The organism is Coleofasciculus sp. E2-BRE-01 (assembly GCF_040221695.1).
Lineage (GTDB): Bacteria > Cyanobacteriota > Cyanobacteriia > Cyanobacteriales > Coleofasciculaceae > Coleofasciculus.
The window spans coordinates 1-26,462 of the sequence record NZ_JAVKEA010000145.1; the positions used below are offsets into that span (position 1 = coordinate 1).

Sequence of the window (26,462 nt, forward strand, 5' to 3'; positions counted from 1 at the left end):
TGTCCGTTAGCATTTAAGGTTGTTCAGCCCCCTAAATCCCCCAATTCTGGGGGACTTTGAACTTCCTGCTCCCCCCAAATTTGGGGGGTTGGGGGGGCTAAATGCAGTATGAGTGAGGTCAATTACGAGATGTGTGTACACGGTAGCTTCAAAAGGGGGAGACCAAAGGATGCTTTGCTTTTGGGGATTTAGGGGGATCTAAACGGTAATTGAAGTTTTGAGATTAAGTTGACCTAATAACCAACGACGTGCGCCCTTAATTGATTTGATTATCAGTCGCCGATGTCCACCTTAACCTCTCGCATGGAAGCGGTACAGTCACCCGTGATTCCCATCGTTGGGGAACTGATTCGCCGTCATCCCGGTACAATTTCCTTGGGACAGGGTGTCGTGTATTACCCGCCCCCACCAGAAGCGATCGCACGATTGCCGGAATTTCTGGCTGATCCTGATAACCACAAGTACAAGGCGGTTCAGGGAATTGCACCGTTACTATCTACTATTGCCGCTAAACTGCACACGGATAACCGGATTACTCTCAACCAACACAACTGTATCGTCGTCACCGCAGGCGCAAACATGGCGTTTATGAATGCCATTCTCGCCATTACCTCTCCCGGAGACGAGATTATTATTCAAACGCCTTACTATTTCAACCACGAAATGGCAATTACCATGGCGAGTTGTCATCCGGTACTTGTGGCAACGGATGAGAATTATCAACTGCGTCCCCTGGCGATCGCGAAAGCCATTACAGAGAAAACCAAAGCCGTGGTGACGATTTCACCGAATAATCCCACCGGGGCGGTTTACTCTAAAGCCGCGTTACAGGCGGTAAACGAACTCTGTCGGGAACGGGGAATTTATCACATTAGTGATGAAGCGTATGAGTATTTTACCTATAACGGCGTCAAACACGTTTCCCCGGCGGCTTTTCCCCAAAGTGACTCCCATACGATTTCCCTGTACTCCCTGTCGAAAACCTATGGCTTTGCCAGTTGGCGTATCGGCTACATGGTAATTCCCCAGCATCTGCTGGCAGCGGTAAAGAAAATTCAGGATACGATTCTGATTTGTCCCCCGGTTGTCTCCCAGTATGTCGCCTTAGCCGCCTTACAGATGGGATTGAGTTATACCCAACCCCACATTCAGGCGATCGCGACGGTGCGACAGTTGATATTAGAGGCGTTACAGCGATTGGATGGGTTGTGTGCGATCGCACCCGCCGATGGCGCGTTTTACTTTTGGCTTAAAATAAATACTTCAATCAACCCAGTCGAGTTAGTCGAACGCTTGATTCGTGATCATCGCGTCGCCGTGTTACCCGGTACAACCTTTGGCATGGAAGAGGGCTGTTATCTACGAATTGCTTATGGGGCGCTACAAAAAGAAACAGTCGCCGAGGGTATTGAACGCTTAGTGCAAGGATTACAAACGATTTTGTCCTGAGATCCCAGCCAACCCCCTCATTGACAAACAACAAAGGACATAGGACCAATGACCAATGACGAATTAGGTATTTATTCCTCTTTTAGTCTCGAAAAAGATTTGCTAATGTTATTGAGGCTGTAAAGCCGACTAATTTAACACATTTTAACAAAACTTATGAAACATTACTGTGAAACTTGGTTAAACGAATGGTGCTACGAAAACGGCTGGACAGACTTATATGTTGAGCGCAATAACTATTGGGCGTTCCCACCGGGCGCTGTAATTCCAGAACCGTTGCCGATAGACGCCTTGAAATGGATTAAAGCGGAAAAAGGCTGGAGTGGCGAAGAAAAACGATGGTCAATTGGGGCAATGTTGGTTACTGTTGTTGCCGCTATTTTGACCGTTTATTTGCAGTCGCCTATGCCTTTGGGTGTAGCCTTTGCCTTTGCTGCTGTAACAGTTGGGCTATTAGAGGTTGAACTTGAATAGATACCCAACCGTCCTATCCTTAAGCGGCTAAAGGTGCAACACCCATCTGGTCAATGATCTCGTTGAATAGGGAAATTTGCTCATTCAGGTCTAATAACGCGATCGTTCTCAACAGAGTTGTAGCTGAGGATGAAAGCGGATAAGCGATCGCCACTGGACTCACTTCACCTGTGGACATCCAATCAAATAGCTGAGTCCAAAACGCCAGTTTTGTTTTCAGCGTGAATAGTCCGTATTGACGACTGATGGGGCTATCTGTCTCCTGTAATAAGTCCTGCATCGCCGCTAACTGTTCAGTAGCAGGCATTTGCTTGATCCGATGCAGCAACCCTTGGGTCAAAAATAGCCGTGCCGCACCCGCAGGTGTTGGCGCTAACGAACAGCCCAGGTTTTGGTACATCCCCCATAGCAGCCCTAACTGATCCTCAACAGACAGGCGCTGGAAGTCGTTAAACGCCTGGTTAACGGCTGGCTTTAGTTCAAGAGTTGCGGTGGGCAGTTGGTTAGTCATGAACATCATGCACGAAGTAGGGCAGCAATGAGTTAACAATTGTTCAAAGTAATTATTCTAATTGTAATAAAACTTAAACGGCAACTCTACGTCAATTGGGATTTAGCCGAGGTATTACGACTTGACAAAGGTTCAGAGATAGCCGTAAAACCGCTGTAGTAGCGGCAGAGAGGGCTGGAGAGAACATTTCCCAGGTAAAGATTTGAATTCCTGATTATTCCTATAGCCTAAATGTAAGATGGATGGTACGCTCCTTAAGCTGGGTTCGTAGTAGGCACGAAGCGTGCCAGAAGCGCTAAAGCGCTGACTACAAACTCTAAAGTCAGTGCCATTCAGCTTAAGTCAGTGCCATTCATCATAAGATGCGTCTCAAACTCCTTTAAAGCCCACCTCTGTATCCGCTTCCTTATCTGAATTCCCAGGTGGCAGCGTAACTGTTTCAGCCATTTTGCGAAACACGCCAATTTGATTCAGAATAATACCGCCAATAATCACCGCCCCACCGATATATTGCGCCATCGTAGGCACTTCCCCCAGAATAAAATAAGCCGCTAAAATTCCAGCAATGGGGCTAAAGGAACTCGCTAAGGAAACATCGGCTGCACCCGTTGCCTTTAACCCCATAAACCAACAGAGTTGACCCCCGACGACAATCACCATGCCGTAAATCAACATCCATTGCCACAGAAAGGGCGAAAACACATCCATAAAATGATTGGGTTCAAACAGCATCAAGACAACGACAAAGAACACTAACGTTGCCATTGCCATGCGATAGATGCTGAAAATAGCCAACGGAATCTGGCGTAGCTTCACCTTACTAATAATCGTGGACAAGGCTAACGCCACGGCACCGCCTGCGGCAAATAATTCCCCTCTGCCAACTTGAAATCTCCCCATATTTAACATATCCGTGGCGGGAGTCTGAAGTAATACAGTCAAAGAAACGCCAATGAACGAAACCACTGCACCCGCTATCACCCACTTATTTACCCGTTCTCCCAGCAAGAGTATCGATAACGCCAGAATCAGGGGCGGTTCAATACGCCCAATTAGCACCACATTATTGACCATTGTTAAGTCTAGTGCCATAAATATTAAAGCCGGAGCTAATGCCCCGGACAGTATTGCCACCCCCGTCAATCCCAGCCAATCTGTCGCTGAGAGACGTTTTAAGGATTCAACATTCCACTGCTTGCCATAGATTAAAATGAGGGCGATTAAGGCACAAAGATTTCCCGCAAACAGAACATTACAGAACGAGATGGGATTTCTGCCATCAATTAAATTTTGATCTCCCAAATTTGTTAACATCCGGATTACCGCATTGGCTGACGCGAAAATCACAATCGCAATCAACAGATAAGCGCGTCCGGGAATTTGATTGAATACATTAGCCGGGTTCGCCGTTCGTCTGGACATCAGGTGAAGGGGGACTCCTGGATTGACTCAGCCAAAACCGACATGAATTGGCGTTGGCGACTATTGTATCATCCAACGTTTTCATCGTACTCTTACACTCCAGATCCCCGACTTCTTTGTCGAAATCCTGCTTATCTAAATGCATGGGATTCAGAAGTCCGGGATCTACCGGAACTACCCCCCTTATAACCCAGTCCGCGCAGGCGGACTTTGTTTGTGTAGCAGCGATTTCAATCGCCGTAGCAAAAGGAGATGATACTGTATCCTGATCTCAAAACCCTAATAGCCAAACCAACGATAGAGTTTTTTGTTGGAAGTCATTGCTGCATTAGCCGAACAGTTATCTTCTGACGCCGGGGAATGTAACGTTTTCTTTCTCTGCGTTTCCAGTAGAGCAATAATAGTCTGATGAATCAGTTCTTCGACCATCATTCGCTCTTCTATGGAAGCGTAAAAGCGTCTAGGGTTTTTGGGGAGTTTTTCAGATTCGTACAGGATAGTATAAGATTGATCCGGAATTCGACTTAATACCTGATTTATGAGCTGGTTAAATAATTCTGCCTGAGCAAAAGCTTCTTGATAAGGAGTCTCTGGATAAGTTGCCAAGATATCTTTGACTTCTTGAATGACAAGCAGACAGGTTAGATTGATAATTTTCTGCGACATGATGCTGATCTTCTTATTTGAGGATAGGAATACTGTTTACTGCGCCAATCAAACAGAGAAAATTACTTAACCAAGAATCAGGATTCAAGCTTTACTAGCAATTTTTGACAATTAACTAGAGAAGAAACCGCTTCATTAACCATAATCTCTAAGTTAGATTCAGAGTCAGCTTCAAACAGGAAACGTTCACCTGGAAAAATAACCCGTTGCCAATTAGTATGGGATTGATTCACAAGCCGGATAACCTGAACATGGCTAGTGTAATTAGTATAACAGCAGAGACTTTGGTGATTATTAGATATACTTAGGCTGGGTTTAGAGACGGAAGTTGTTTGACGAGAAGTGGTTTGAGAATTCATATCTATCTGTAAATGAAGGGTGAGTGGCTATGAGTCAGAAGAGAGGTTGCCAATCCTAGCCGGATAGAGGTTGAGCTGGGATGAATGGAGATCCCTCTGCCTACATCTTGCTTGTCGGTCGGGATAATGCTGAAACCTTTAACTTGACTGACATCTAGTAGCATATCAATTCCTGCTAGACTCTTACGTCTGTCTAAAGATGGGGACTTATATGAAGTTGCTTTGTTACGCTGAATACAGGCGTATTGGCAGGGCAGAATCTATTAATCTTTCCAAAACACTGAATCACACACCTGAAAATCTATCTATGGGGGAATATTTACAGGGGAAAAGGAGTACCGGGACGTTTGACATGGACTTAAAACAGTTTATACAGCAGCTAGATGCATTACAAGGACGTTTAGAGCAGCTTTACCACTGTGTCAATACTTCAAACGGCAAATCCCACCTGTTACCGTCAGCCTTTAAAGAACTCGGTATGGCTTCAGAAGAACTGCAAGTAGCGATGGAGGAACTTCTAGCACAGGCGGAGGAATCGGCAGCGATGCACGTAAAATTAGCAGCCGAACGCCAGCGTTACCAAAGCCTATTTGAGTTTTTGCCCCATGCTTACCTAGAAACAGATACCAAAGGGAAAATTATAGAAGCAAATCAAGCTGCTGCCAACCTAATGAATGTATCGCAGCGGTTTTTAGTGGGTAAACCCCTAGACATCTTCTTCCCTAAATCTGATCGCCGCAAGTTTCCGGCTAAACTCATCCAGATTCAGCAGCGTAACATACAACAAGAATGGCTCGCTCAGATTCAGCCGCGTCAAGGTAAACCCATGGAGGCGGTTTTTACGGTAAGTCCCTACTGTGATTTAGACAATCAGCCAATCAGTTTACGCTGGATATTACAGGATATTCGCGATCGCCAACCTATGCTGAGGGGAGACAATTATTGCAATAATACCAACCTTTATCAAAATCGCCCTCGGTATATCTACCATAAAGGCGAGACAATTTCTCTCAAACCCCATACCATTTGGTTCGTCTGCCAAGGCGTGATTAAACTGAGTACAGTTAGCGAAAGTGGTGATGAAATAATCGTGGGATTAGTCGGAGAATCCATGCCTTTCAGTTCTAGCATGACCTCTCTACCGATTTACGAAGCCACTGTTGTCTCGGAAGCAGCAGAGTTAATTAGTATTTCTTGCACTGAAATTGCCGCCTCTCCTCAACTATCTCAGACGCTGTTACCTCAGCTTAATCAGCGGTTACAACAGACAGAATTTTTATTAGCCATGGCGGGGAAGCGACAAATAACAGACCGTTTGCACTGTTTCCTAGACTGGTTAAAAGCGAAATTTGGTCAACCAACATCAGAGGGGACTCGTTTAACGGTTCGCCTGACGCATCAGGATTTTGCGAACGCCTGTTGCACCACTAGAGTCACGATTACTCGACTCTTCAATCAGTTACAGCAGCAAGGAATAATTACCTTTGACGCGCAGCGGCATTTGGTATTAAGAGATTGAGAGATTAAATTGTCCATCTAGCTGACTTAAGCCCTCAACTAAAGTTGGGGCTAAAAGCTAAAACCCGTTGAAACGGGTTCAAAGAGTTAAGCTAAAATTGTGGAAGAGATTTTACCATTGAATAGGGCGCAAGTCTTTGCGCCCCTACGGTTTCCGGGCGTAAGCCTAATTCATCAAATTGGGTGTGCCACGCCACTACTTATACAATGTTTCAAGCTACTCGTCGCCGTCTGGCACTTTGGTATACAACAGTTACGGCTGTCTTATTATTACTATTCGCGACAGGGGTTTATTTATATGTCCGCAGCACCTTAATTGAACGGGTAGACGATACCTTAAAGCATGTGGTGGAAGTTGTCGATCGCTCTCTAGTGATTCAGCCAACTGAGGGGACGGTTACTCCTTATCAAATTAACGTAGAAGCCAGTTTTCGCGATAATACCCAAGCCGTGGAGGATGACCACATTGACTTAGAATGGTTTAGTCCCACGGGTGAGTTGCTGTGGTCAACCCTATCAGAACCCCTGGATATTCCCCTGCATCCCCGACAAACAGCGGAAACTGTCCATCTATCCCCGGATCACCTGCTGCGTCAGTTCACCAAGCGAGTCGAACTGGGACGGTATGTTTTAGGCTATTTACGGGTGAGTCATCCCTGGTTTGAAGTCACCAAACCCATCCGCCAGTTAATCGTCGATTTAACGGTGGGAACAACCCTAATGATTCTCTCCACCGCCGCGATTGGTTGGTTACTCTCCGAACTCGCGATGAAACCCGTGCGCGACTCCTACCAACGGTTAAAACAGTTTACGGCTGATGCTTCCCATGAGTTAAGAAATCCCATCGCCACGATTCAAACTAACGTGCAAGTAGCGTTAGCTGATCCAGATATGGAACCGCAATGGCAACGCCATCAACTCAAAGTCGTAGAACGATTAACCCAGCGCTTGGGACGATTGGTGAATGATTTGCTCTTTTTGGCGCGAGTTGATAGTGGTATGGTACAACCCGAATGGGAACCTGTCCCCTTGGATGCGTTGCTGATGGAAGTGATTGAAGAACAACAGTTAATTGCTGATCAAAAGGGTATTTTTCTGTCGCTGCATTTGCCAGAAACCCCTGATTTTGATAGAGACGACAACGATACGAGTGCCGAATTATCTGTTGATTCTACCGTTCGTAGTGAGCGCCTTAGCGCTTCCCAGCCCCCCCTACAACCCTTAGACGACGAGGTGTTTACCCTTCTGGGCGACTGGAATCAGTTAGCGCGTTTATTCACCAATCTCGTCAGTAATGCAGTGCAATATACGCCACCGAAAACGGACAAAGACGAGGAAGGATGGGTGCAGGTGAAACTCGAATTGGTCAAGCGTTCCACTAAAGGTGGACGCCAAGGTTCTTCCTGGATTCAAGTTCAAGTTCGCGACAATGGTATTGGGATTCCTGAAACCGCATTACCGCTGATATTTGATCGTTTCTATCGCATCGATCCTGCCAGAACTAAAGATGCGGCGTCAGGTTCCGGATTAGGGTTAGCGATCGCTAAAGCTATTGTAGACAATCATCATGGTCAGATTCACATAGACAGCACACTGAATCAAGGTACTACAGTAACGGTTAGTTTGCCAATGAGTCAGCTTGATTCCCCCAAACGAGCGTATCTAAGTGTTCCCTAATCTCAACCGTTAACTTTAATTGTGTCCACCCACTTAAACAGTTAGGTTAATGCTGAAATTAACGTTTCGGCTGACTTTTTGTCTGCTTTTTGTCATATTCTTTTTTCAGGACTGTCCCCAATCCCAGGGCTATAGCTGAACCCAAAAGGGTAAGCGGTTCAGGGACAGTTGCCACAATGGACTCTGCGGTCAAATCAAAATTTTCCTCTCCTCGAATTGCCAAGGAAATAGCATCAACCTGGGTCAAATCAATTGCTGCAACATTATCAAACTCATTGAACTTGAAGACGACAGAGGTAGGATTGAAACTAGGAGATAGAGTTCTGGTTAGACTGGCAGTACCGTCATTATCCATCACAGAAAGAGTTAAGATCGCTTCCAAATCAGCACTGAGTACATTAAAACGGAATAATTTATTGATTCCTCCTCCGGTTACGTCTAGACTCAAACCATTTTCATCCTCTCCATGCCAGGTAATTAGTGTCTCACTCTTAACGCTTGTATCATTGCTAATCGTCAGAATTTCAGGTTCAGTCGGTGAACCTAGTACGGCTACTTCCGCATTTAGCGAACTGGGGGAAGGATTTTCTAATATTGTTAATCGGATATCGCGTTTTCCCCTAACGATTGGATTAGCAGAATAAATCGTTGAATTAAACGTTGTACTACTAGCCGCAGAGATATGTTGAAACCCATCATCAAAAGAGTCAATTGTAATCGTGGCAGCTTTCGCCTCACCTGCACTCAAGGCTAACGTCCCCCCGATAATAACACTGGCGAATAAATGTCTTTTCATGTCCTTTTCTATTTTTTAGTGACACAGCCTCTTTTTTGGGCTTGCGTTTAGCATAGTCCACTAAAAAAAGCTACGGCAACCTATTTGAAAAAGTTCCGTATAAACACGTAGTTAAAGATTAATGAATAAGTAGTGTACTGAGGCGAGAGGAACAGAGCCAAGAAGAGGGAGAACAGTAGGAAGTTGAGGTTTGTTTATCTTTATGAGTACAGCAGAAAAATTGATATGTAGATACTTATTTGATGATTTTGATATCAACTAAATACGTATAAATACTGAATACCCTATCGTGGCAGTCGCTGCGACCCTTATCTCAGGCAGCCCGACAGATGCTAATTGATCACTTTCAAGTCTTTTGGGGTATTACAGTTAAATAAAATCTGGCGATCGCGAACTGGAAGTTCCTGGACAGGATGCTGTGCCAGCCATTTTTGAAAGGAGCGCCCTCCCTGATTAATATAATCGATTAATTGGGGTAAACATTGGCGTCGGTAAAAACCACACAGGGGTTCCCATCCTTTGGGACTTCGGGGGAGTACAGCCATCACCTCTTTGGGAGCATTTGTCAAGTGGCTTCCCCAATTTTGCAAAACCTCAACTTGAAGTTGGGGTAAGTCACAGGCGAGTAAAAGCACCCAATCCCGTTTTACTTGAGTTAATCCTTGAGCAAATGCGACCAAAGGACCATGGGATTGAGCCTCTCCCAGGAGCAGCATTTCTTGGATAAGATGGCAATTTCTCGGTAAAATGTCCCGATATCGTTCGGGCCAAGGAGTGACCACAAAAACTTCACGAGTACATTTAAGGGCAATGGTACAAACCTGTCTCAGTAATGGCGTACCCTGGATCGGAATCAAAGCTTTGTCCTGACCCATGCGAGAACTTTGCCCGCCCGCTAAAACTATCGCTGAGAAAGAAACATGGGAATCCGTCAGCACAGCAGACAGTTCATCTGCTAAATGCAGCCGTCCTCGCCGTACCGCCCGCAGTAGGCGATCGATAACGCATTTCTCGTCTGTACTGAGATCTTCGCCTAAAATCGCTGCCATCAGTCCATAGCGGTCAGCTTTCGTCATGTAACCAGAACTGGTCGCTTGGGCAAAGAGTTCCGAGAGAGCGCCCGGAAGAAGAATAGGAGATTGCATAGACAGCTACCGCGCAACATCGCTCAAGTCAAGTTATGTTAATTTTCCTCAAATTTTACAAACAGAAAGTGATAACCCTCCGGTAGCCCTGTGATACCGATCACTTTAAGGGGGAGCAGGGGAAGATGGGGGAGATGGGGGAGATGGGGGAGATGAGGGAGATGGGGGAGATGAGGACAGTCATGGTAGAAACGTACCATGGTGTATCTGTGTGTAGGGGCGGGTTTAGGGACTAATATTGATGGTTTTCCTTAGCGTGGCTGCAAAACCCGCCCTGACCAAATGACGAATGACGAATGACAAATGACAAATGACAAATAACTTACTCATCAATTTGCCATAGATCCCGACTCAACGGTTCATCGAGAATTTTCTTGGGACGTAACACCAGAATTAGCTGTCCCAGTAACGGTATATCCGGCTGTTCCGAAAACCACTCAATTGCCAATGTCCCCGATTGATCAACCATATAATAATTATCGGCATCCCACTCTGGTGTTTTGCGGTCAACAATTAGCAACACCGCTTCTGATTTTTGATTCTCTTGCTTAGGAATCTGAGTGATATTACCCAAAATTGCCACAGGCTCTTGTGCCTTGGTAACAATTTGCCAACCGGGAATGGCAACAATCTGTTGCTGATGGGCAGAATCCACAATCTGAAACGCCCCCTTTGTCTTCACCGCCTCCACTTGATGGAACTCAGCAGTCGTTACCGGAAACTCACCCACCAATGGGATCAGTTGCGGTAATTGTTCGCTCGCTTCCACGCGATAGAGGGGCAAACGGGGCGCTCGACGGCGGTTCCCTCCAAAAGGTTCTGTAAGTAACTGCTCAATTTCTTCCCGCGACGATTGGCTATGAGCAAACATTAACCCTCGTGCGACTAAGCGCGATCGCTCTTGTAAATTCTGCTGTTGTTGGGCAAGTTTCCAGTATTGGTAAGCCACAGCATCACCGGGATGATCTGAAAATCCTTCCGGTAGGCTACGGCGACGCGACAACTCTTTCATCGCTTTTGCCACCTCACGGGCACCATCAGCATCCAGATTTCTGGCAACAATAAACTCAGAAGCGGCGGCTCGTTCCGGTTGGGTGAGAATCCGCAACTCATAGAGGATATCACTCCCCGTCCGATCAAAGCGCGATCGCACTGCCTCCGATACGCCAGCTTTGACTAACGTTTCATAGACCTGAGATGCTACAATGACTTGATTCTGTTGAATTGGCTCAAACCCCGTTTGTTCAAAAACGGCTTGGGAACTATAGCCAGCACTTTGGAGTTGTTGACACGCTTGTCCCCACTCTACCCAGTTACGTTCTTTGCGCCTGAGCAACTGAATTAGTGCATCAGCATCTACTGTCTCTGAGTGAGCTTGAGGATTATGGTGAGGATTTCCAGGTGATATTTCAGTCATAATGGGAAGGAAAGTTTGCCGTATTTTTTGAGTTATCAGATGTCTCAATTTTCTCGTGATTAAATAGTAATAGATTTAATCAAAAACTAGCTAGGGTTAGATAAAAAGCTTAAGGTTAAGACAGTTTACATCTATTGGGCAACAGGACAGACCAAAATAGCCTTACCCTTGTGGCTCGCCAGTTCAAACTTACTCACTTGGAGTTTGTTGTAGTGTTATGGACAAGGTGAACCCTAATTTTGATAATATCACTCGTCAGTTCATGAGTTTGGAGCGATCGCAAAAACCGAAAATGCTTGTGGTGGATGATGAACCCGATAACTTGGATCTCCTCTACCGCACCTTCCGGCGTCACTTTAGCGTATTCAGGGCTGAAAGTGGCGCTCAAGCCCTCTCGATCCTTTCCAATGAGGGAGAAGTCGCCGTAATTATTTCTGATCAGCGGATGCCAGAAATGAAGGGAACGGAGTTTTTGAGCAAAACCGTCCCCCAGTTTCCGGATACCATGCGGATTATCTTAACCGGGTTTACGGATGTGGAAGACTTAGTGGAAGCCATTAATGCTGGACAAGTCTATCGCTATATTACCAAGCCCTGGGACCCGAACGAACTCAAAACCGTTGTAGAACGGGCAGTTCAAACCTACGAACTCCTGAAGCAACGCACCGAGGAATTGCAGCGAGCCCATGCTCAAATGGCGCTCATGGAAACCCTGGTGCAAGTGGCGCAAGATTCAGACAGCCTAGAAACCAGCTTGCCCCAAATCGCCAAAATCTTTAGCGACAGCTTTGGCACAGACATCTGTATCCTGCAACTCGTAGAAGATGATCATTTGATAGATGTAAAAGGTACACACAGCCAAGATGAATCCCTTGTCAACCCCCTAGAATCCGATCCCCTCTTGCCAGACGCGATCGCTAATCGCCAATTGCAAGTCTGGATTAACACCCCGGGTGCAACTCCCCAAGACGCCACAGAGTATTACCAGAAAATTGGCATTAAAGCCCACCTGCTGATTCCAATTGTCCACCGCAGCGAACTCCTAGCTCTACTCTCCCTCCAATGGCAACAACAGGCGCGTAAATTGAGTGAAGATGAGCTAAAACTGATTCACCTATCCGCCCAGCAGGTTGGTTTAGCGATCGCAACCAGTCGCTGAGTGTTGAATCTGTAGGGGCGGGTTTAGGGATTTCTGTGGCGCGGTTGATGATAACGTTTATTCAAAACCCGCCCTCATCTCTCCCAGCTTCCCCTGTTCCCTGTTCCCCGTTCCCTGTTCCCCGTTCCCTAACCAATGACAAATGACCCCTCAGAAATTCGCCACTTATTTGACCGCATCGCCCCAGTTTACGACCAACTCAACCAGTGGTTAAGTTTAGGTCAACATCGGATCTGGAAAAAGATGGCGGTGAAGTGGTGCGACTTAGAGCCAGGTGAGATTGGGTTAGATGTATGCTGCGGAAGTGGCGATTTAGCCGAACTGCTAGCACGAGAGGTAGGCGCAACGGGTCAAGTGTATGGGGTTGATTTTTCGCCTCGGCTACTCGCGATCGCAAAAGCTAGAGCAACTTATCATTATCCTCCCTTAACCCTTCACTGGATTGAAGCCGATGCTCTTGATTTACCCTTCCAGGATAATTTTTTCCACGGTGCCACCATGGGGTATGGTTTGCGGAATGTTACCGATATTCCCGGTTGTTTGCGAGAACTGTACCGAGTCCTCAAACCGGGGGCAAAGGCGGCTATCCTAGACTTTCATCGTCCTCAACACCCAGCCCTACGTCAGTTTCAGCAATGGTATCTCGACACAATTGTCGTACCCCGTGCCAAATCCTTGGGCTTAGAGCAAGAATATGCCTACATCACTCCCAGCTTAGAGCGATTCCCCACCGGAAAACAGCAAGTTGAACTTGCCCACCATGCGGGATTTAGCCGCGCCACTCACTATCCCATCGCTGGGGGAATGATGGGCGTTTTGGTTGTCAGGAAACCGTAGCGTCTTGACGGGGTGGGTAAACGACTTGAGGAATTGACAGGGTGTAGGGGTGTCGGGTGTGGGGGTGTCGGGTGTCGTTTAGCTTTTTTACAAAATAGCGAAGGTGAAAGCCCTCGAGATTTATCCGAGGGATGAAACGCCCCTTGAACGAGAACAGTGGCTCTTCGTGGTAACAGCAGGAGAGAATCCCCAACTAGATTGCTTGCAATCTAGTTGGGGTCTGTTCAACCGTAGAGCCTACAATGGGGATCAGGGATTGGGGATTATAAAACGCCCAAGTCAACCCTTTCCACCAATCCTTGCTTGTCCATTCTGTATTACGTCGGTTGCTGTTTTGAATTTATCGAACCTGTGGCTGCTATTCTTGCCTCCAATCGCGGGGGGAATTATTGGCTATTTCACTAATGATTTAGCAATTAAAATGCTATTCCGTCCCTACCGCCCCATTTACATTGGCAAGCGGCGGTTACCGTTTACACCCGGTTTGATTCCCGATAACCAGGAACGGTTAGCGAAACGGGTATCCGATACCATCATGGGTTCTTTGTTAACCCCGTCGGAGATGCAACGACTAGCACGGCGTCTACTGCATCGGGAACGGGTGCGTGGGGCAATTCTGTGGATGCTCAATCTGACGTTGCAACAAGTCCAGTTAGATAAGGAACAGAAAACAGCGAAGATTCTTGCGGCTATCCTCCACGACTTATTAGGAGAATCCTTGCCCCGTTTACTCAAAGTTTTAGCCCGCCGTGAGAATTTTTTAGAAGCCCAGCTTAACCAAATTTTTGACCAAATTTTGCTGGAGTTTCAACTGAATGAGCAACAAGCACAACAGCTTTCCCAGTGGATTTTGCAAGTGGCATTACCACCTGATGTGCTGCGTCAAGGGATTATTGATTTTTTAACGGATCGCAATATCCAAATCATTGATGAAGGGTTTCGCGAGAAGACAAGTGGCACCTATTGGATTGTCGCCAATTTATTTGGACTACGCAATACGCTAACCCGTTTGCGAACCTATTGCTTAGATGAGAAAGAGGAAAGCAATGCGCGTCTGCAAGAATTATTGACCGCCTTGGGTGCCCGTGAACGGTTACAGTTATGGCTGCAAACTCTATCTCTACAAAATTTGCCTGTGTCTACGGTGCGACAGTTACGCAAAACCATGCGAGATGCGGTTCGCACGTATATCCGAGAGCAGGGCGGTGAATTTTTGCAAGGATTAAGTCAATCCATTGATTGGGAAAAGGTCGCGGTATTAATTTTAAACCGATTGCGAGAGTCGGCGATTATGAGCAGCTCAATGGAATTAATTAGTCAAGAACTGGCATTAATTTTGGAGCGTTATCTGGAAGAAGATTTAGAAAAACTGGTGACTCAAGTTATTCCCATTTTATCCATTGATCAGCTTATTGTAGAGCGGGTAAGAGGTACATCACCGGAATCCTTAGAAGTTGCCGTTAAAGTGATTGTCAAAAATGAATTGCAAGCGATTGTTAATTTAGGCGGGATTTTGGGTGTAGTGATCGGTTTATTTCAGACTGGGTTAATCCTATTTCGGGGATTTTGAGATAGGGAACTGAAGGGGTGGGTAAGCGACTTGAATAGTCGGTAGGGTGTGGGGTGTAGGGTGTAGGGTGTGGGGTGTCGGGGCGGGTTTGACCGATAAGTCCGATAACTTGACGAAACCTGCCCTTCTAGGGGAATAGTGGTGAGGTAAATTTTAACTCCCTGCAAGTAGTATGGCAACAAGTCGGTCTCTTAATACGGTTAGGTCTGCGATCGCGGTAAGTGCTTTAATACTATTGATATGCAGCAGCTTACGGCATGCCTTATTTCAATCCACTGCTTTTGATTTGGGCTATTTTGACCAGGCGACTTACCTGATTAGCCAGGGACAACCCCCGATTGTGTCCTTCTGGGGTTACCATTTTATGGGCGGTCACGCAGATTGGATTCTCTATGGACTCGCCTTGCTGTACAAAATCCATCCCGATGTCCATTGGCTGTTTGCGGTGCAAGCCATTGCGTTAGCTATAGGTGCTTTACCCACCTTTTATCTCGCCCGTCAAGCAGGGTTAAAGGAGTCCCAGGCAACAGCAATGGCAATCGTCTATCTGCTGTATCCATTAATTTTTAATCTCAATCTATTTGATTTCCATGCCGAAGTTATCGCTTTACCCGCTTTTTTAGGCGCAGTTTTGGCGGCGCGGCTGAATCGTAAGATTTGGTTTTGTGGGGCAGTTATTTTAATTTTGGCGTGTCGGGATGCTTTATCTCTGACGGTAGCCGCCATGGGGTTTTGGTTGTTGGTGTTTGAGAAAAAGCGGTGGTTTGGTGGGATGGCTTTAGCGGCAGGAATTGCCTGGTTTTTAATTGCCACTCAAGTGATTATTCCCGCCTTTAGACCCAATGGTGTTGAAGCAGTCGGGCGCTATGCTTTCTTAGGAGACTCGGTTCTAGAAATCGCAAAAAATCTACTTCTTAAACCGGGGTTAGTATTGGGAAGAATTTTTACTTTGCCCAACCTGGAATATTTAGTGTTGCTGTTCTCACCCCTGATTTGGGGACTTTCACCCCAGCATCTAACCCCTTTAGTCAGTGCCGTCCCCACGTTGATTATTAATCTAATCACTGACTACCAACCTCAAAAAGATTTAATTCATCAGTACTCTTTACCTGCATTGCCTTTTCTATTATTAGCCGTCATTTCTACATTAGCCGCCGGAAAGGGATGGTTACGTCACCCGCGAAGCATGATGATCTGGTCATTGGTTGCGTTTTTAGCGTTAGCCAAATTTGGTTATTTTTGGTCGAGATATTTGGAATCCATCGATACTTGCCAAGCGACAAGGGAAGCCATTGCTCAAATTCAAACTAAAGGTGGGGTTTTAGTTCCTGCCCAAGTTGCTCCCCATTTAACCCACCGCCCTGTGGTTAAGCTAGTAACCGTCGGTGCGGAAACAACTGAGTTAGGGCAATTTGATTATGTACTATTGAATCAGCGTCATCCGGGTTGGGGAAGTAGTCCAGAGGTGGTTAGCCATTTGTTAGAACGGTTACAAAATACACCTAAGTTTCAATTAAGTTATCAGCAGGATGAAGTTTATTTATTTACCCAGAGGTTAATTAGGAATTCTGGAAATGAATCGAGATGAATTTGGCATAAATCATAGACGTGCCATGGCATATCTGTAGGGGCGGGTTTAGGAACTAAAGTCAGCTTCTCAGACATAAATGAACAACAAAACCCGCCCTTATTAAATCATCAGGATAAAAAATTATGAACGTTTGCGAAATTCAATCACAGTATCTTTGATGGTGATGTCATAGCCGTCAAAAAAGTCATGTCCCAACAGTCCAACAGGCATGGATGGTGGTGCGATCGCGACTTCAAGATCTCGTTTCAGACGACCATCAGTTTCGATGGAGTCCAAGATTGTCACTTGCATTTGTACAACCGCGCCATCGGCTACACTCATTTGGCTGAACCCAACCGGTTTTAAGTTTAGTGAGGACGCGATCGTCTGGGTGATTAGCGTATTTGTTGCTCCGGTATCAAACAGCATATCAAATTCCCGTTGACCATTAAAGGTAACTTCGATAATGGGAATACCTCGAACTTTTCCTTTAATCGGTATCGAGAAAAACTGGGGACTACTATCCCCTTGTTTCGGTTTCGGCGGTGGTGGTGTGGATCGCTGTTTGGCATCCGCCAGCAGGTTTTGGTATTGAGATAGCTTTTGTTGGGCGGTTGAGTGGTGCTGACTGGAAGCGGGTACAGCTTTTAATAACTGAATGGCTTCTTGCCAACGATTTGCCACTAAATTCCAATCCTCTCGACTCACCGCTGATTGACTAATCGTAACCGCACTTGTTGCCACATCAATCGCTTCTTCGTAGGTGTCTGATTGAGGGGGTGACGGTGGTTGGGGTTTTGAGGCTTGCGGTTTGGGCGAGGGAGAAGCGGAAGGGGTGGAAACCGGACTGGCGGCTTGTGTCGGAGTAGGACTTGAAACCGTATCCGCCTCACTATTACTACATGCACTGTTGAGTAGGGTTAATGTGCTGAATAAAGCGATCCAAACACGACGACTCCAGAAAGATTGCCACATCATTGGTAATTTGTCCTTTGTCATTGGTCATTAGTCATTGGTCATTAGTCATTGGTCATTTAATAAATAATTATCGCACTTGATGGGGGCGGGTTTTGAATCAACGTTACGATCAACAGCAAAACACAAGTCCCTAAACCCGCCCCTACTTGCCTTAACATTTTTCCCTAGCGATATCTAAGTTCGATCACATTTTCTTTAATCGTCACATCGTAGACACCAAAAAATCCTTGTCCTAATAGTCCGATATCGAGGTATTGATTAATCGTCACCTCCGGATTCGTGACTTCAATACCGCCGACGGCGACAGAATTGACGCGACCTCGCGGAACTTCGACTTTGCCACCCGCCGTGGAGGTGGTAACGACGCCTTCGGGTGCAACGTTTAACACTTGTGCCATTGGAGGGGTAATCGCAATTCCAGACGCCCCAGTATCGAAGAGCATTTCAAAGCGGCGGTTGCCATTAAATTGAACATCAACGACCGGAATTCCGGACACTCGGCGTTTGATGGGAACTTGAATCACTGAGGGTGTACTGCTACCACTACCACAAAGGTGACCCAGATCAATGACATTGCCGTTGCTGTCTTCTAGGTAGCAGGGCAAATCACTCTGGGAATGGGAGATACTGGTAGATGAGATAATTCCTGCGATCGCGAGGAATACAGGTAAGACTTGGCGGGATAAATAGCGTTTCATGGTGATCTTGCGCCCAGTTCGGCAGCAATCGTTGTCAGTCGTCCAATTTTCTATTTCTTAATTTAACCCAAAACAGGGGGACACGTCCTCTGTTCAGCTCATCGTAGGAGTTGTCAGGGAACAGAGAACAGAGAACAGGGAACGGGCAATACGTAATTGATTCGTCTTAGCTGACCCATCTTTTAGCGATGATGAGAGTGAAATAGATTGAACTGATTACTCATCCGGATATCTGATCAAGATGATGTAGATATTAATAAACTTTCATGATTCTTCGTTGTTACAAAATTGTTGCTAAAGAAACATCTGAATCTTATTCAGTGGATTCAAAATTTTGGGAGTCGTGCAAAATTCAAAAGACAATCTATCTAAAAAATGCGAAAATTGGCTTAAGTCTACCCTCCACCCATGCTCCCTGGCTTCCCGCCTTCCATCTCATCAACGTTAGAACTGTCTGTATTAAATCTTCACCCACTCTAAAATGGCTTTTCCTCTCTTTTTCGGGCAACAATCGATCACACGGCGAACGCTGGTTAATGTAGCCTTAAGGATTGCTGGAGTTATTGTTGTATTAACGACGTGGAGTTATTTTCACACCTTATCGTTTTTTGAGGCTGAAGCATTGGAACGGGTCAAAAAACATGTGTACGAACGAGGTGAGCGGGAACGCATTCTCTTCTCTATCGCTGTAGATAATCATACGCTGCTCAAACAAGAATTACTAAAGCACCTCAAAGAACCAAATTATAATTCCTACACTAAATTCGATCAACTCTTTGTCGAGTGGTCTGATGGGGTAATTCGCAATCGACCTCAAGATCAGCCCCCGGAAAAGTTTGACACTCTTGAGCAGGCGGGGGTTTATATCGATGAAAACCTGGTCATTGATGCAGAGGTTCGACAGCGAGTTCTTGCCTTTTACAACTTAACCACAACCTATGGCTCAGTTTGGCATCATCGTTTTATCAATACCTACATTACTAGCCCCGACAATATTATCGCCATCTATTGGCCCGGAACGCCCTGGGTGCAACGAGCTTCGACTGAACTTAATCTACAAAACGAGAAAAAAGCCTATCGTGCTAAAACCCAAACCAATGCAGAGTCAAAGACGGTATGGACAGGACTTTACTACGATCCGCAGGCTCAAGATTGGATTGTCTCTGTGAAAACACCTGTTAATTTAGATGGTGAACATATTGCCACAATTGGACATGATTTGACTCTGAATCAATTGATGAATCGCATGATTCAGGATCAGACGGAGGGCGGTTATAATATTCTTTTTAGCGGGGATGGTCATCTGATTGCTCATCCCGATAAAATCGATGAAATTAAGCAAAAAAAAGGGCAATTCAATATTCTTGAATCCGATGACCCCCACCTTCAGCGTATTTTTCAATTGGTCAAAGACATAACCCCCAATCAAGTCATCATTGAAAATCCTAAAGATAATGAATACTTAGCTGTCGCCAGAATTGATGAACCGGATTGGTATTTAGTTACCGTTTTTCCCCAGTCAATTTTAGCCAAACCCGCCCGAGACACAGCCGGCTTTATTCTGGGGTTAGGGATTGTCGCACTTGTGCTTGAACTGTTAGTCCTCTATTTTGTCCTGCGTCGCCAAGTTACGAATCCCTTAATTGAGTTGATGGGAGCAACGGAACGAATTGCGGCTGGAGATTTGAATATTCAACTGGATGATACTCGCAAAGATGAGTTAGGACGTTTGGCAAATCTGTTCAATTCAATGGCGGTTAAAGTCTACGTCCGCGAACAATTCTTAAAACAAGCTGAATCGGAAGCCAAGCGCTTACAGAAAACTGAAGCAGATACTCGCCAGCATGTTGAAAGTATTAATCAAATTCTCGAAGGTCGCGTTGAAGAAAGAACCGCTCATTTGACGGCTATTATTAATAATTTAGTTGATGGCTTACTGGTTACTGACACTCAAGGAAAAATATCTCAGTTTAATCCCGCTTTCCTCAGGATGTTAGGGTTAGGAGAACTTGATATTACGGATAAAAAGGGTCAAGATATATTAAACAGCGAGTTAGTAGAATTAGTCACCCAAACCCAAAACCATCACCGGGAAGTCTTTACCGCAGAAATTGATCTAGCGGGGGGACGTATTGGTAAAGCTGTAGCCACCGCCATTGATAAAGTGGCTTTGGCTGATGGTGCAGTTGAGGAGTTTCTGGGTTCAGTTATCCTGATTCGAGATATTACCGTTGAAAAAGAAGTGGATCAGATGAAAACGGATTTTATTTCTACCGTTTCTCACGAATTGAGAACCCCGCTGACTTCTGTCTTGGGATTTACCAAAATTATCAAGAAAAAACTAGAAGATGTCATTTTCCCCCAAATCCAAACCGACAACAAGAAAATTAATCGAACTGTTCGCCAAGTCAAAGATAATGTCACTATTATTGTCTCGGAAGGAGAACGGTTGACAGCTTTAATTAATGACGTTCTCGATATTGCCAAAATGGAAGCCGGAAAAGTTGATTGGAATATGCAGCCGTTGTTGGTTAACGAGATTATTGAACGGGCAATCGCGGCGACATCCTCGTTATTTGAGACTAAACACATTCAATTTATTAAAAAGGTGGAAACTGAGCTTCCAGAAATTTCTGGAGATAAAGATAGACTGATTCAAGTTCTGATTAATTTAATTTCTAATGCTGTTAAGTTTACTCAAAAAGGCTCAATAACCTGCCGAGCGACACAAAGGCATAGTGAAATTATTATTAGTGTGATTGATACAGGGATGGGTATTGCTCCTGCTGATCAGCCTCAAGTCTTTGAAAAATTCAAGCAAGTTGGGGATACGTTAACCGATAAACCGAAAGGAACGGGTCTAGGATTACCGATATGTAAGCAAATTGTTGAACATCATGGTGGCAGAATTTGGGTCGAAAGTGAACTGAAAAAAGGAAGTACATTTTCGTTTACTCTTCCCATTCATACTAATTTACCTGTCCAAGTAAATATGATGGATATGGACACATTGGTTAAGCAGCTTCAAGTAACGGTCACTCCTGATAAATCATCCACGAACAAGACTCCCAATAAAACAGTACTGGTTGTCGATAATGAAGCCTTAATTCGTCAACTGTTGCGACAAGAACTCGAGTCACGGGGATATCAAGTCCGGGAAGCCAAAGATGGTCTAGAAGCGATTGCACTCGTTAAGCAAGAACGACCGGATCTAATTACTCTGGATGTAATGATGCCGGAAATGAATGGTTTTGATGTTGCTGCTGTATTAAAAAATGACCCATCAACTATGGACATTCCCATTATTATTTTGTCCATTATTGAAGACCATGAACGAGGTTATCGATTAGGAATCGACAAGTATATCACTAAACCCTTTGAATCGGAACAATTGCTTCAGGAAATTGATTCTTTAATTGCTCAAGGAAGTTCTAAAAAGAAAATATTAGTCGTTGATGAAAATATATCCACCGTTAAAACCCTGGCTGATGTCCTAACCACCAGAGGATATAATGTGATTGAAGTCTTTGATGGGGAGGATTTTAAAGAAAAAGCTATTTCCGTTAAGCCGGATATGATTATTGTCAATTCTGAGTTGTCGGAACGATATAATATTGTCAAAACCCTGCGCTTTGAAAAGGGACTGGAAAATGTATTTTTTCTCTTATTAGCGAATGAAAAAGCAGATGGTAACCATCAGTCTAAAGAAGTTGCTGAATAAAAAGGATGTTTTATCTCTGATCAAGGAAATGAGTGCGGTCATGGAGACACCGATTCTGATTCAGGATACCCAGGGTCGTCTCCTTTTTGGTGAAGAAAATCAAAAGGAATTGGGACATTATCCGGTAAAGCTGGCTGATGATATTATTGGTTGGATCACAGGGGGTGAAAAAGCCGCATCGTTGGCGTCCCTCCTGAGTTATATTGCCAATAAAGAAATTCAGGAAAAAATGCTGGCGCGGGAAACCTTGGATAAATATAAAGAGATTAACATGCTTTATAATATATCAGGACGGTTAACCGCTTGCCTTGATCTCAAACAAGTCGCTAACTTAATCATTGATGAAGCCACGCGATTAATTAAAGCCACCAGTGGTTCACTCATGTTATTAAATCCCGACACGAGTGAGTTTGAGTTAGTCGCTGCCATTGGTCAAGAATATGACCCAAAAGCGCCCTTGGCATTGGGGAAAGGAATCGCTGGTAATTTAATTTTGACGGGGAAAGCCGAAATTATTAATAATGTGCAGGCAGATATTCGATTTGTCGAAGGTCGGAATCAAATTTACTCTCTAATTTGCGCTCCTTTGCAAACCAAACATGGTATCATTGGGGTGATTAATATTAGTCATCAAGAGCCAATTAATTATACGGCGGCTGATTTAAAGTTATTGACGGCTTTAGCCTCGCAAGCAGCATCTGCCATTGAAAATGCAATGTTGCATGAACAAAAACTCAAAGAAGAGCGGATTAAAAGTAATCTCGAACGTTATGTCTCTGCTAAAGTCGTTGAAGCCATCCTGGAAGAAAAAGATGATTTTTCGTTTGAGCCAGCTAAACGGGATATTGCCATTTTATTTTCAGATATTAGAAATTTTACTACGAAATGTGAGGAATTACCTCCGGAACTAATCGTCGAATACTTGAATGAATATTTTACCCACATGGTTGATGTCATTTTCAGCTATGGCGGAACGGTTAATAAGTTTGTGGGTGATATGATTGTGGCAATGTTTGGCGCTCCCTCTCGCTTAGTTTACAGTGAGCAAGGTGCGATTAAAACAGCAATTGAAATGCAAAAGCGGATCAAAGCTATTCCGGTTCCTTGGATTCGGCAAAATTTTATTACCGGAATTGGTATCAGTTCAGGGGAAGTGATTGTGGGAAATGTTGGCTCTCCTCAGCACATGGATTATACTGCTATTGGGGATAAGGTCAATATTGCCTCTCGTCTACAATCCATTGCCAAAGGGGAACAAATTTTGGTGTGTCGCAGTGTCTATGATGTTACCTATAATCTGTTTGATTTTAAGGAAGTTGGCACTGTGCAAGTTAAGGGGAAGAAAAAGCCTGTAGATGTATTTGAAGTGGTCTATTAAGATGAATAAGAAAGTCTTGATTGTTGATGATGAACCGCATATTCGCCTGTTAATGGCACAAACTTTAGAGGAGTTGGAAGATGAAGGCGTAGAAGTCCTGATTGCGGAAAATGGGGAAGAGGCAATTGAAACTATTAAAATGGAAAAACCGGATTTAGTGTTTCTGGATGTGATGATGCCTAAGATGAATGGTTTTGATGTCTGTTATGCCGTTAAAAATAATCTGGATATTAAAGATGTCTACATTATTATGTTAACGGCAAAGGGGCAAGAGTTTGACAAAGAAAAAGGGCAAAAAGTCGGGGCGGATTTGTATATGACTAAGCCGTTTGATCCCGATGAAGTTGTCGAAAAATCCTATGAAATTCTGGGATTATGAGGGGATAGCATTTCTTACTTTTCACGGGGTCTGGAAAACCTCTCTCCAAACCTCTATCCTGCAAGGATAGAGGCTTTGAATTCTCTCCCTTCCGTGCAACAAAAGCGAAGCATCCTTTGTCTTCCCCCTTCGCAGGAATGCAATTTTTTATTGATGTGAATAAGTTCAGATCCCCGACTTTTTCAAGAAGTCGGGGATCTTGCTTAAGTCTGGCTAGATTTGCCGTAATTTTACTGCTGTGGATTATGGGAAAAAAGAATCAGAATCAGTGTAATTGCTGGGAGTATAGTACAAGCGTAGAGACCGGGTTGATAGGAACCCAATTGATCCTTGAATACAGCTAAGAATGAAGGTCCTATCGCACTCGCGCATACCATACTCATCATCTGAACGCCAGAAATAGCCCCTAAATGCATTCGACCAAAGAATCTGGGTAAAGCTACCGTAGATAAGGTGCTAAAACAGCCGCCACTTGCACCTAATCCCACAATTGTCAGTCCCCGTAACCAGCCGATACCCAGGTTTGCGGCACAAGTAAAGCCGATAGCTTGAAACACAATCATGAACAAGAATAGATATTTCAAAGGAACTCGGTCGGCGCTTAGTCCCATTGAATATCCGACAATAGTGGAGAGAATTGCCATGGGTAAGAACAGAGATACTGCCTGGATTTGCGATAATCCGGCTTCCGCGCCAATATCAACGATGTGAAAGGTAATCCCGGTAACGACTAAAGCGTGAGAAGATAAGGTTAACGTGACTGCCCAGAAAATTCGGGTACGCAGCGCTTGAGAACGAGTAAAATCTCGTATCTTGTTTTCACCAAAAGTGTCTCCGGTGGTGGCTGGAGTTGTGGCGTCTCCGTCCATAATCAGACCACATTCTTCCGGGTTATCTCGGTAGAACATCCAGCCAACAAATCCCATGCCAATCCCCACAATCGCTGCCATTGTTACCCAGGTATATCGCCAACCGAAGCCGTTAATCCAGGTACTGAGAATTAACGGTGCAATGGAAAAGCTAAAGGAGACAAATACACCAGTTGTACCGGAGACAAACCCACGACGACGGTCAAACCATTTGCCTAAGGTGGTACGGCTGGTCATTGTCAGCATTCCTTGACCGGAAAAGCGCAGGCTGGTAAAACCAAGTCCGAGTATTATCAGTGCTATGGCTGAATGATCAAGGGGTAGTATACTATTGACAACGATAGCGATGCGATCGCACAAACTCAAATAACAGAGTGTTCCCCCTAGCCACAGCGACGAACCCACTACAATAACTCGTGCGCCAAAGCGGTCAAGCAGTACACCCCCCATCGGTAAGAGTAAACCACTGGTTAAGGTTCCCACCAGGTAAGCATTACTCAATTCCAAACGTGATACACCCGTCGCCTGTAGCAAATGATCCGTGAAAACGCTCACTCCTACAGTTTGACCCGGAATACTCATAATGATCCCAATCGTGCAAACCGCCGCGATAATCCAGCCATAAAAAAACGGGAAACGGGTGGTGGAGAACGGATAGTTAGGATGTAGTAACCTTATGGGAATCGTTTTATCTGTTGCAGAAATTGAGCCTTTTTCAGCACGTTTGGATCGAAATTTCATGAAAATGCACCACGTCTTGAGCTTTGCTGTCTACTTTGCCATACTTATTGTTAGTTGGCATCCTTCTATGGCGGCGATTCTCCATTGTTTCAGACTGACAGCTTAGATTTTATCGCAGCGCTGTACACTTGATTTCCACGATGAGTCCAGGGTCAGACAAGGCGGTGACACCTACTTTTGTCCAAGTCGGATATTTCTCAATAAAATACCGATCTTTTACTTCCATGAACAGCGACAAATGAGGAATGATTAGTGGTTTTGAAGCTGGAATAGAGGCTGGACTTGTGACATGATAGGTTACAAGTTCGACAACATCCTCAAAGGTTACGCCTGCGGTTAAAAGAACTTTTTTGACATTTTCAAACGCCTGGATGAACTGTTCTTCTATTCCCTCAACCACCTGTAAGTTTTCGTCGCGACCCACTTGACCGGAGACATAGACTGTATTTCCGATTCTAATACCCGGACAATAGTGATACTTTTCATATAGGAGTTCCATACCTGTGGGAATAATCACTTCGCGAGTCGCGACCATAACTCATCTCCTTGTGTAGACAATCATGTCAATACTTTACCTCTAAACCTGGGGTTAATCAGGGTAGCTTGATGATTTTAGAGTCAGCCCTCAACTCAAGTTGGGGCTAAAAGCTTAAACCCGTTAAAACGGGTTCAATGATTTACTTATACGGAAGGGGGCGAGGGCGTGAGTGGGTGATATAAAGTCAGCCCTCAACTCAAGTTAGGGCTAAAAGCTTAAACCCGTTAAAACGGGTTCAACTATTTACTTATGCGGAAGGGGGCGAGGGTGTGAGTGGATGATATAAAGTCAGCCCTCAACTCAAGTTGGGGCTAAAAGCTTAAACCTGTTAAAACGGGTTCAATGATTTACTTATACGGAAGGGGGCGAGGGCGTGAGTGTTACATATAAAGACATCAAAAAAATAAAGTTATATATAAAAAATAAATAAATAAATATCTCAAAGATATAATTATTAGTAATTATTTGAACCAGTTTTAACTTGTTTAAGATTTTAGCCCCAACTTGATTTGAGTGCTGAAATTATATCATACACTCACACCCTCGCCCCCTTCCGCATAAGTAAATAGTTGAACCCGTTTTAACGGGTT

General features: G+C 44.7%; 22 protein-coding genes. 11 read left to right on the top strand and 11 right to left on the bottom strand.

Annotated elements, in window-relative coordinates; translation table 11 throughout:
* Nucleotides 1-282 precede the first annotated feature (282 nt).
* Together RIG66_RS17610 and RIG66_RS17615 are read left to right on the top strand one after the other, a co-directional pair.
* Nucleotides 283-1,449, top strand: a complete 1,167-nt coding sequence (locus RIG66_RS17610; RefSeq protein WP_446380069.1) for a pyridoxal phosphate-dependent aminotransferase — start codon at nucleotides 283-285, stop codon at nucleotides 1,447-1,449.
* Between the two features lie 156 nt (nucleotides 1,450-1,605).
* Nucleotides 1,606-1,923 (top strand): slr1957 family protein, encoded by a 318-nt coding sequence (locus tag RIG66_RS17615; protein ID WP_446380070.1) that lies wholly within the window; start codon nucleotides 1,606-1,608, stop codon nucleotides 1,921-1,923.
* A gap of 19 nt (nucleotides 1,924-1,942) precedes the next feature.
* Here the strand turns inward: RIG66_RS17615 and RIG66_RS17620 are convergent, their stop codons facing one another.
* The 4 genes from RIG66_RS17620 to RIG66_RS17635 form a co-directional block, all read right to left on the bottom strand.
* On the bottom strand, nucleotides 1,943-2,434 hold the full coding sequence (locus tag RIG66_RS17620) for an orange carotenoid protein N-terminal domain-containing protein (protein WP_446380071.1): 492 nt from the start codon (nucleotides 2,432-2,434) through the stop codon (nucleotides 1,943-1,945).
* Between the two features lie 369 nt (nucleotides 2,435-2,803).
* The gene (locus tag RIG66_RS17625) at nucleotides 2,804-3,856 is read right to left on the bottom strand and encodes a DMT family transporter (protein ID WP_446380072.1); all 1,053 of its coding nucleotides are present in this window, start codon (nucleotides 3,854-3,856) and stop codon (nucleotides 2,804-2,806) included.
* A gap of 279 nt (nucleotides 3,857-4,135) precedes the next feature.
* Complete coding sequence (locus RIG66_RS17630; protein ID WP_446380073.1) at nucleotides 4,136-4,522, bottom strand: hypothetical protein; 387 nt, start codon at nucleotides 4,520-4,522, stop codon at nucleotides 4,136-4,138.
* Nucleotides 4,523-4,599: 77 nt separating this feature from the next.
* The gene (locus RIG66_RS17635) at nucleotides 4,600-4,881 is read right to left on the bottom strand and encodes a DUF1830 domain-containing protein (protein WP_446380074.1); all 282 of its coding nucleotides are present in this window, start codon (nucleotides 4,879-4,881) and stop codon (nucleotides 4,600-4,602) included.
* 307 nt (nucleotides 4,882-5,188) lie between these two features.
* Between RIG66_RS17635 and RIG66_RS17640 the strand changes: the two genes are divergently transcribed.
* Nucleotides 5,189-6,400: a helix-turn-helix domain-containing protein gene (locus RIG66_RS17640; RefSeq protein WP_446380075.1), complete on the top strand. Its 1,212-nt coding sequence runs from the start codon at nucleotides 5,189-5,191 to the stop codon at nucleotides 6,398-6,400.
* Between the two features lie 206 nt (nucleotides 6,401-6,606).
* The gene (locus RIG66_RS17645) at nucleotides 6,607-8,076 is read left to right on the top strand and encodes a sensor histidine kinase (protein WP_446380076.1); all 1,470 of its coding nucleotides are present in this window, start codon (nucleotides 6,607-6,609) and stop codon (nucleotides 8,074-8,076) included.
* Between the two features lie 58 nt (nucleotides 8,077-8,134).
* Here the strand turns inward: RIG66_RS17645 and RIG66_RS17650 are convergent, their stop codons facing one another.
* The 3 genes from RIG66_RS17650 to RIG66_RS17660 form a co-directional block, all read right to left on the bottom strand.
* Nucleotides 8,135-8,872, bottom strand: coding sequence for a PEP-CTERM sorting domain-containing protein (locus RIG66_RS17650; RefSeq protein ID WP_446380077.1), 738 nt, complete (start codon nucleotides 8,870-8,872; stop codon nucleotides 8,135-8,137).
* Nucleotides 8,873-9,204: 332 nt separating this feature from the next.
* Nucleotides 9,205-9,807, bottom strand: coding sequence for a molybdenum cofactor guanylyltransferase (locus tag RIG66_RS17655; protein WP_446380089.1), 603 nt, complete (start codon nucleotides 9,805-9,807; stop codon nucleotides 9,205-9,207).
* A 532-nt stretch (nucleotides 9,808-10,339) separates the two neighbouring features.
* Complete coding sequence (locus RIG66_RS17660; RefSeq protein WP_446380078.1) at nucleotides 10,340-11,434, bottom strand: RuBisCO accumulation factor 1; 1,095 nt, start codon at nucleotides 11,432-11,434, stop codon at nucleotides 10,340-10,342.
* Between the two features lie 217 nt (nucleotides 11,435-11,651).
* Between RIG66_RS17660 and RIG66_RS17665 the strand changes: the two genes are divergently transcribed.
* The 4 genes from RIG66_RS17665 to RIG66_RS17680 all read left to right on the top strand — a co-directional run bounded on the left by RIG66_RS17665 (nucleotide 11,652) and on the right by RIG66_RS17680 (nucleotide 16,588).
* Nucleotides 11,652-12,593 carry a response regulator gene (locus tag RIG66_RS17665; protein WP_446380079.1) on the top strand — a complete coding sequence of 314 codons (942 nt, stop codon included), beginning with the start codon at nucleotides 11,652-11,654 and terminating at the stop codon, nucleotides 12,591-12,593.
* Between the two features lie 135 nt (nucleotides 12,594-12,728).
* Nucleotides 12,729-13,430 (top strand): bifunctional demethylmenaquinone methyltransferase/2-methoxy-6-polyprenyl-1,4-benzoquinol methylase UbiE, encoded by a 702-nt coding sequence (gene ubiE / locus RIG66_RS17670; RefSeq protein WP_446380080.1) that lies wholly within the window; start codon nucleotides 12,729-12,731, stop codon nucleotides 13,428-13,430.
* 334 nt (nucleotides 13,431-13,764) lie between these two features.
* Nucleotides 13,765-15,000, top strand: a complete 1,236-nt coding sequence (locus RIG66_RS17675) for a DUF445 domain-containing protein (RefSeq protein WP_446380090.1) — start codon at nucleotides 13,765-13,767, stop codon at nucleotides 14,998-15,000.
* 172 nt (nucleotides 15,001-15,172) lie between these two features.
* Nucleotides 15,173-16,588 carry a DUF2079 domain-containing protein gene (locus RIG66_RS17680; RefSeq protein ID WP_446380081.1) on the top strand — a complete coding sequence of 472 codons (1,416 nt, stop codon included), beginning with the start codon at nucleotides 15,173-15,175 and terminating at the stop codon, nucleotides 16,586-16,588.
* Between the two features lie 123 nt (nucleotides 16,589-16,711).
* Here RIG66_RS17680 and RIG66_RS17685 read toward each other — a convergent pair whose 3' ends face one another.
* Together RIG66_RS17685 and RIG66_RS17690 are read right to left on the bottom strand one after the other, a co-directional pair.
* Nucleotides 16,712-17,569: a retropepsin-like aspartic protease family protein gene (locus tag RIG66_RS17685; RefSeq protein ID WP_446380082.1), complete on the bottom strand. Its 858-nt coding sequence runs from the start codon at nucleotides 17,567-17,569 to the stop codon at nucleotides 16,712-16,714.
* A gap of 143 nt (nucleotides 17,570-17,712) precedes the next feature.
* Nucleotides 17,713-18,246 (bottom strand): retropepsin-like aspartic protease family protein, encoded by a 534-nt coding sequence (locus tag RIG66_RS17690; protein ID WP_446380083.1) that lies wholly within the window; start codon nucleotides 18,244-18,246, stop codon nucleotides 17,713-17,715.
* Nucleotides 18,247-18,727: 481 nt separating this feature from the next.
* Here RIG66_RS17690 and RIG66_RS17695 point away from each other — a divergent pair, with 481 nt between their 5' ends.
* The 3 genes from RIG66_RS17695 to RIG66_RS17705 are packed head-to-tail and all read left to right on the top strand — an operon-like array spanning nucleotide 18,728 to nucleotide 23,724.
* A complete protein-coding gene (locus RIG66_RS17695) occupies nucleotides 18,728-21,967 on the top strand; it encodes a response regulator (protein ID WP_446380084.1) in 3,240 nt (1,079 codons plus the stop codon).
* The gene (locus RIG66_RS17700; protein ID WP_446380085.1) at nucleotides 21,933-23,345 is read left to right on the top strand and encodes an adenylate/guanylate cyclase domain-containing protein; all 1,413 of its coding nucleotides are present in this window, start codon (nucleotides 21,933-21,935) and stop codon (nucleotides 23,343-23,345) included. Before RIG66_RS17695 ends, RIG66_RS17700 begins: the two co-directional genes overlap by 35 nt.
* Before the next feature lies 1 nt (nucleotide 23,346).
* Nucleotides 23,347-23,724 carry a response regulator transcription factor gene (locus RIG66_RS17705; RefSeq protein WP_446380086.1) on the top strand — a complete coding sequence of 126 codons (378 nt, stop codon included), beginning with the start codon at nucleotides 23,347-23,349 and terminating at the stop codon, nucleotides 23,722-23,724.
* A 230-nt stretch (nucleotides 23,725-23,954) separates the two neighbouring features.
* On the opposite strand, the gene RIG66_RS17710 is transcribed toward RIG66_RS17705, so the two are convergent.
* On the bottom strand, nucleotides 23,955-25,334 hold the full coding sequence (locus RIG66_RS17710; protein WP_446380087.1) for an MFS transporter: 1,380 nt from the start codon (nucleotides 25,332-25,334) through the stop codon (nucleotides 23,955-23,957).
* A 109-nt stretch (nucleotides 25,335-25,443) separates the two neighbouring features.
* The gene (locus RIG66_RS17715) at nucleotides 25,444-25,869 is read right to left on the bottom strand and encodes a RidA family protein (protein ID WP_446380088.1); all 426 of its coding nucleotides are present in this window, start codon (nucleotides 25,867-25,869) and stop codon (nucleotides 25,444-25,446) included.
* Nucleotides 25,870-26,462 lie beyond the last annotated feature (593 nt).

What these genes read in the sequence shown, in the direction of transcription:
- RIG66_RS17610 (WP_446380069.1), top strand. Translation starts at nt 283, where the DNA reads ATGTCCACCTTAACCTCTCGCATGGAAGCGGTACAGTCACCCGTGATT.
- RIG66_RS17615 (WP_446380070.1), top strand. Translation starts at nt 1,606, where the DNA reads ATGAAACATTACTGTGAAACTTGGTTAAACGAATGGTGCTACGAAAAC.
- RIG66_RS17620 (WP_446380071.1), bottom strand. Translation starts at nt 2,434, where the DNA reads ATGACTAACCAACTGCCCACCGCAACTCTTGAACTAAAGCCAGCCGTT.
- RIG66_RS17625 (WP_446380072.1), bottom strand. Translation starts at nt 3,856, where the DNA reads ATGTCCAGACGAACGGCGAACCCGGCTAATGTATTCAATCAAATTCCC.
- RIG66_RS17630 (WP_446380073.1), bottom strand. Translation starts at nt 4,522, where the DNA reads ATGTCGCAGAAAATTATCAATCTAACCTGTCTGCTTGTCATTCAAGAA.
- RIG66_RS17635 (WP_446380074.1), bottom strand. Translation starts at nt 4,881, where the DNA reads ATGAATTCTCAAACCACTTCTCGTCAAACAACTTCCGTCTCTAAACCC.
- RIG66_RS17640 (WP_446380075.1), top strand. Translation starts at nt 5,189, where the DNA reads ATGGGGGAATATTTACAGGGGAAAAGGAGTACCGGGACGTTTGACATG.
- RIG66_RS17645 (WP_446380076.1), top strand. Translation starts at nt 6,607, where the DNA reads ATGTTTCAAGCTACTCGTCGCCGTCTGGCACTTTGGTATACAACAGTT.
- RIG66_RS17650 (WP_446380077.1), bottom strand. Translation starts at nt 8,872, where the DNA reads ATGAAAAGACATTTATTCGCCAGTGTTATTATCGGGGGGACGTTAGCC.
- RIG66_RS17660 (WP_446380078.1), bottom strand. Translation starts at nt 11,434, where the DNA reads ATGACTGAAATATCACCTGGAAATCCTCACCATAATCCTCAAGCTCAC.
- RIG66_RS17665 (WP_446380079.1), top strand. Translation starts at nt 11,652, where the DNA reads ATGGACAAGGTGAACCCTAATTTTGATAATATCACTCGTCAGTTCATG.
- ubiE (WP_446380080.1), top strand. Translation starts at nt 12,729, where the DNA reads ATGACAAATGACCCCTCAGAAATTCGCCACTTATTTGACCGCATCGCC.
- RIG66_RS17680 (WP_446380081.1), top strand. Translation starts at nt 15,173, where the DNA reads ATGGCAACAAGTCGGTCTCTTAATACGGTTAGGTCTGCGATCGCGGTA.
- RIG66_RS17685 (WP_446380082.1), bottom strand. Translation starts at nt 17,569, where the DNA reads ATGACAAAGGACAAATTACCAATGATGTGGCAATCTTTCTGGAGTCGT.
- RIG66_RS17690 (WP_446380083.1), bottom strand. Translation starts at nt 18,246, where the DNA reads ATGAAACGCTATTTATCCCGCCAAGTCTTACCTGTATTCCTCGCGATC.
- RIG66_RS17695 (WP_446380084.1), top strand. Translation starts at nt 18,728, where the DNA reads ATGGCTTTTCCTCTCTTTTTCGGGCAACAATCGATCACACGGCGAACG.
- RIG66_RS17700 (WP_446380085.1), top strand. Translation starts at nt 21,933, where the DNA reads ATGGTAACCATCAGTCTAAAGAAGTTGCTGAATAAAAAGGATGTTTTA.
- RIG66_RS17705 (WP_446380086.1), top strand. Translation starts at nt 23,347, where the DNA reads ATGAATAAGAAAGTCTTGATTGTTGATGATGAACCGCATATTCGCCTG.
- RIG66_RS17710 (WP_446380087.1), bottom strand. Translation starts at nt 25,334, where the DNA reads ATGAAATTTCGATCCAAACGTGCTGAAAAAGGCTCAATTTCTGCAACA.
- RIG66_RS17715 (WP_446380088.1), bottom strand. Translation starts at nt 25,869, where the DNA reads ATGGTCGCGACTCGCGAAGTGATTATTCCCACAGGTATGGAACTCCTA.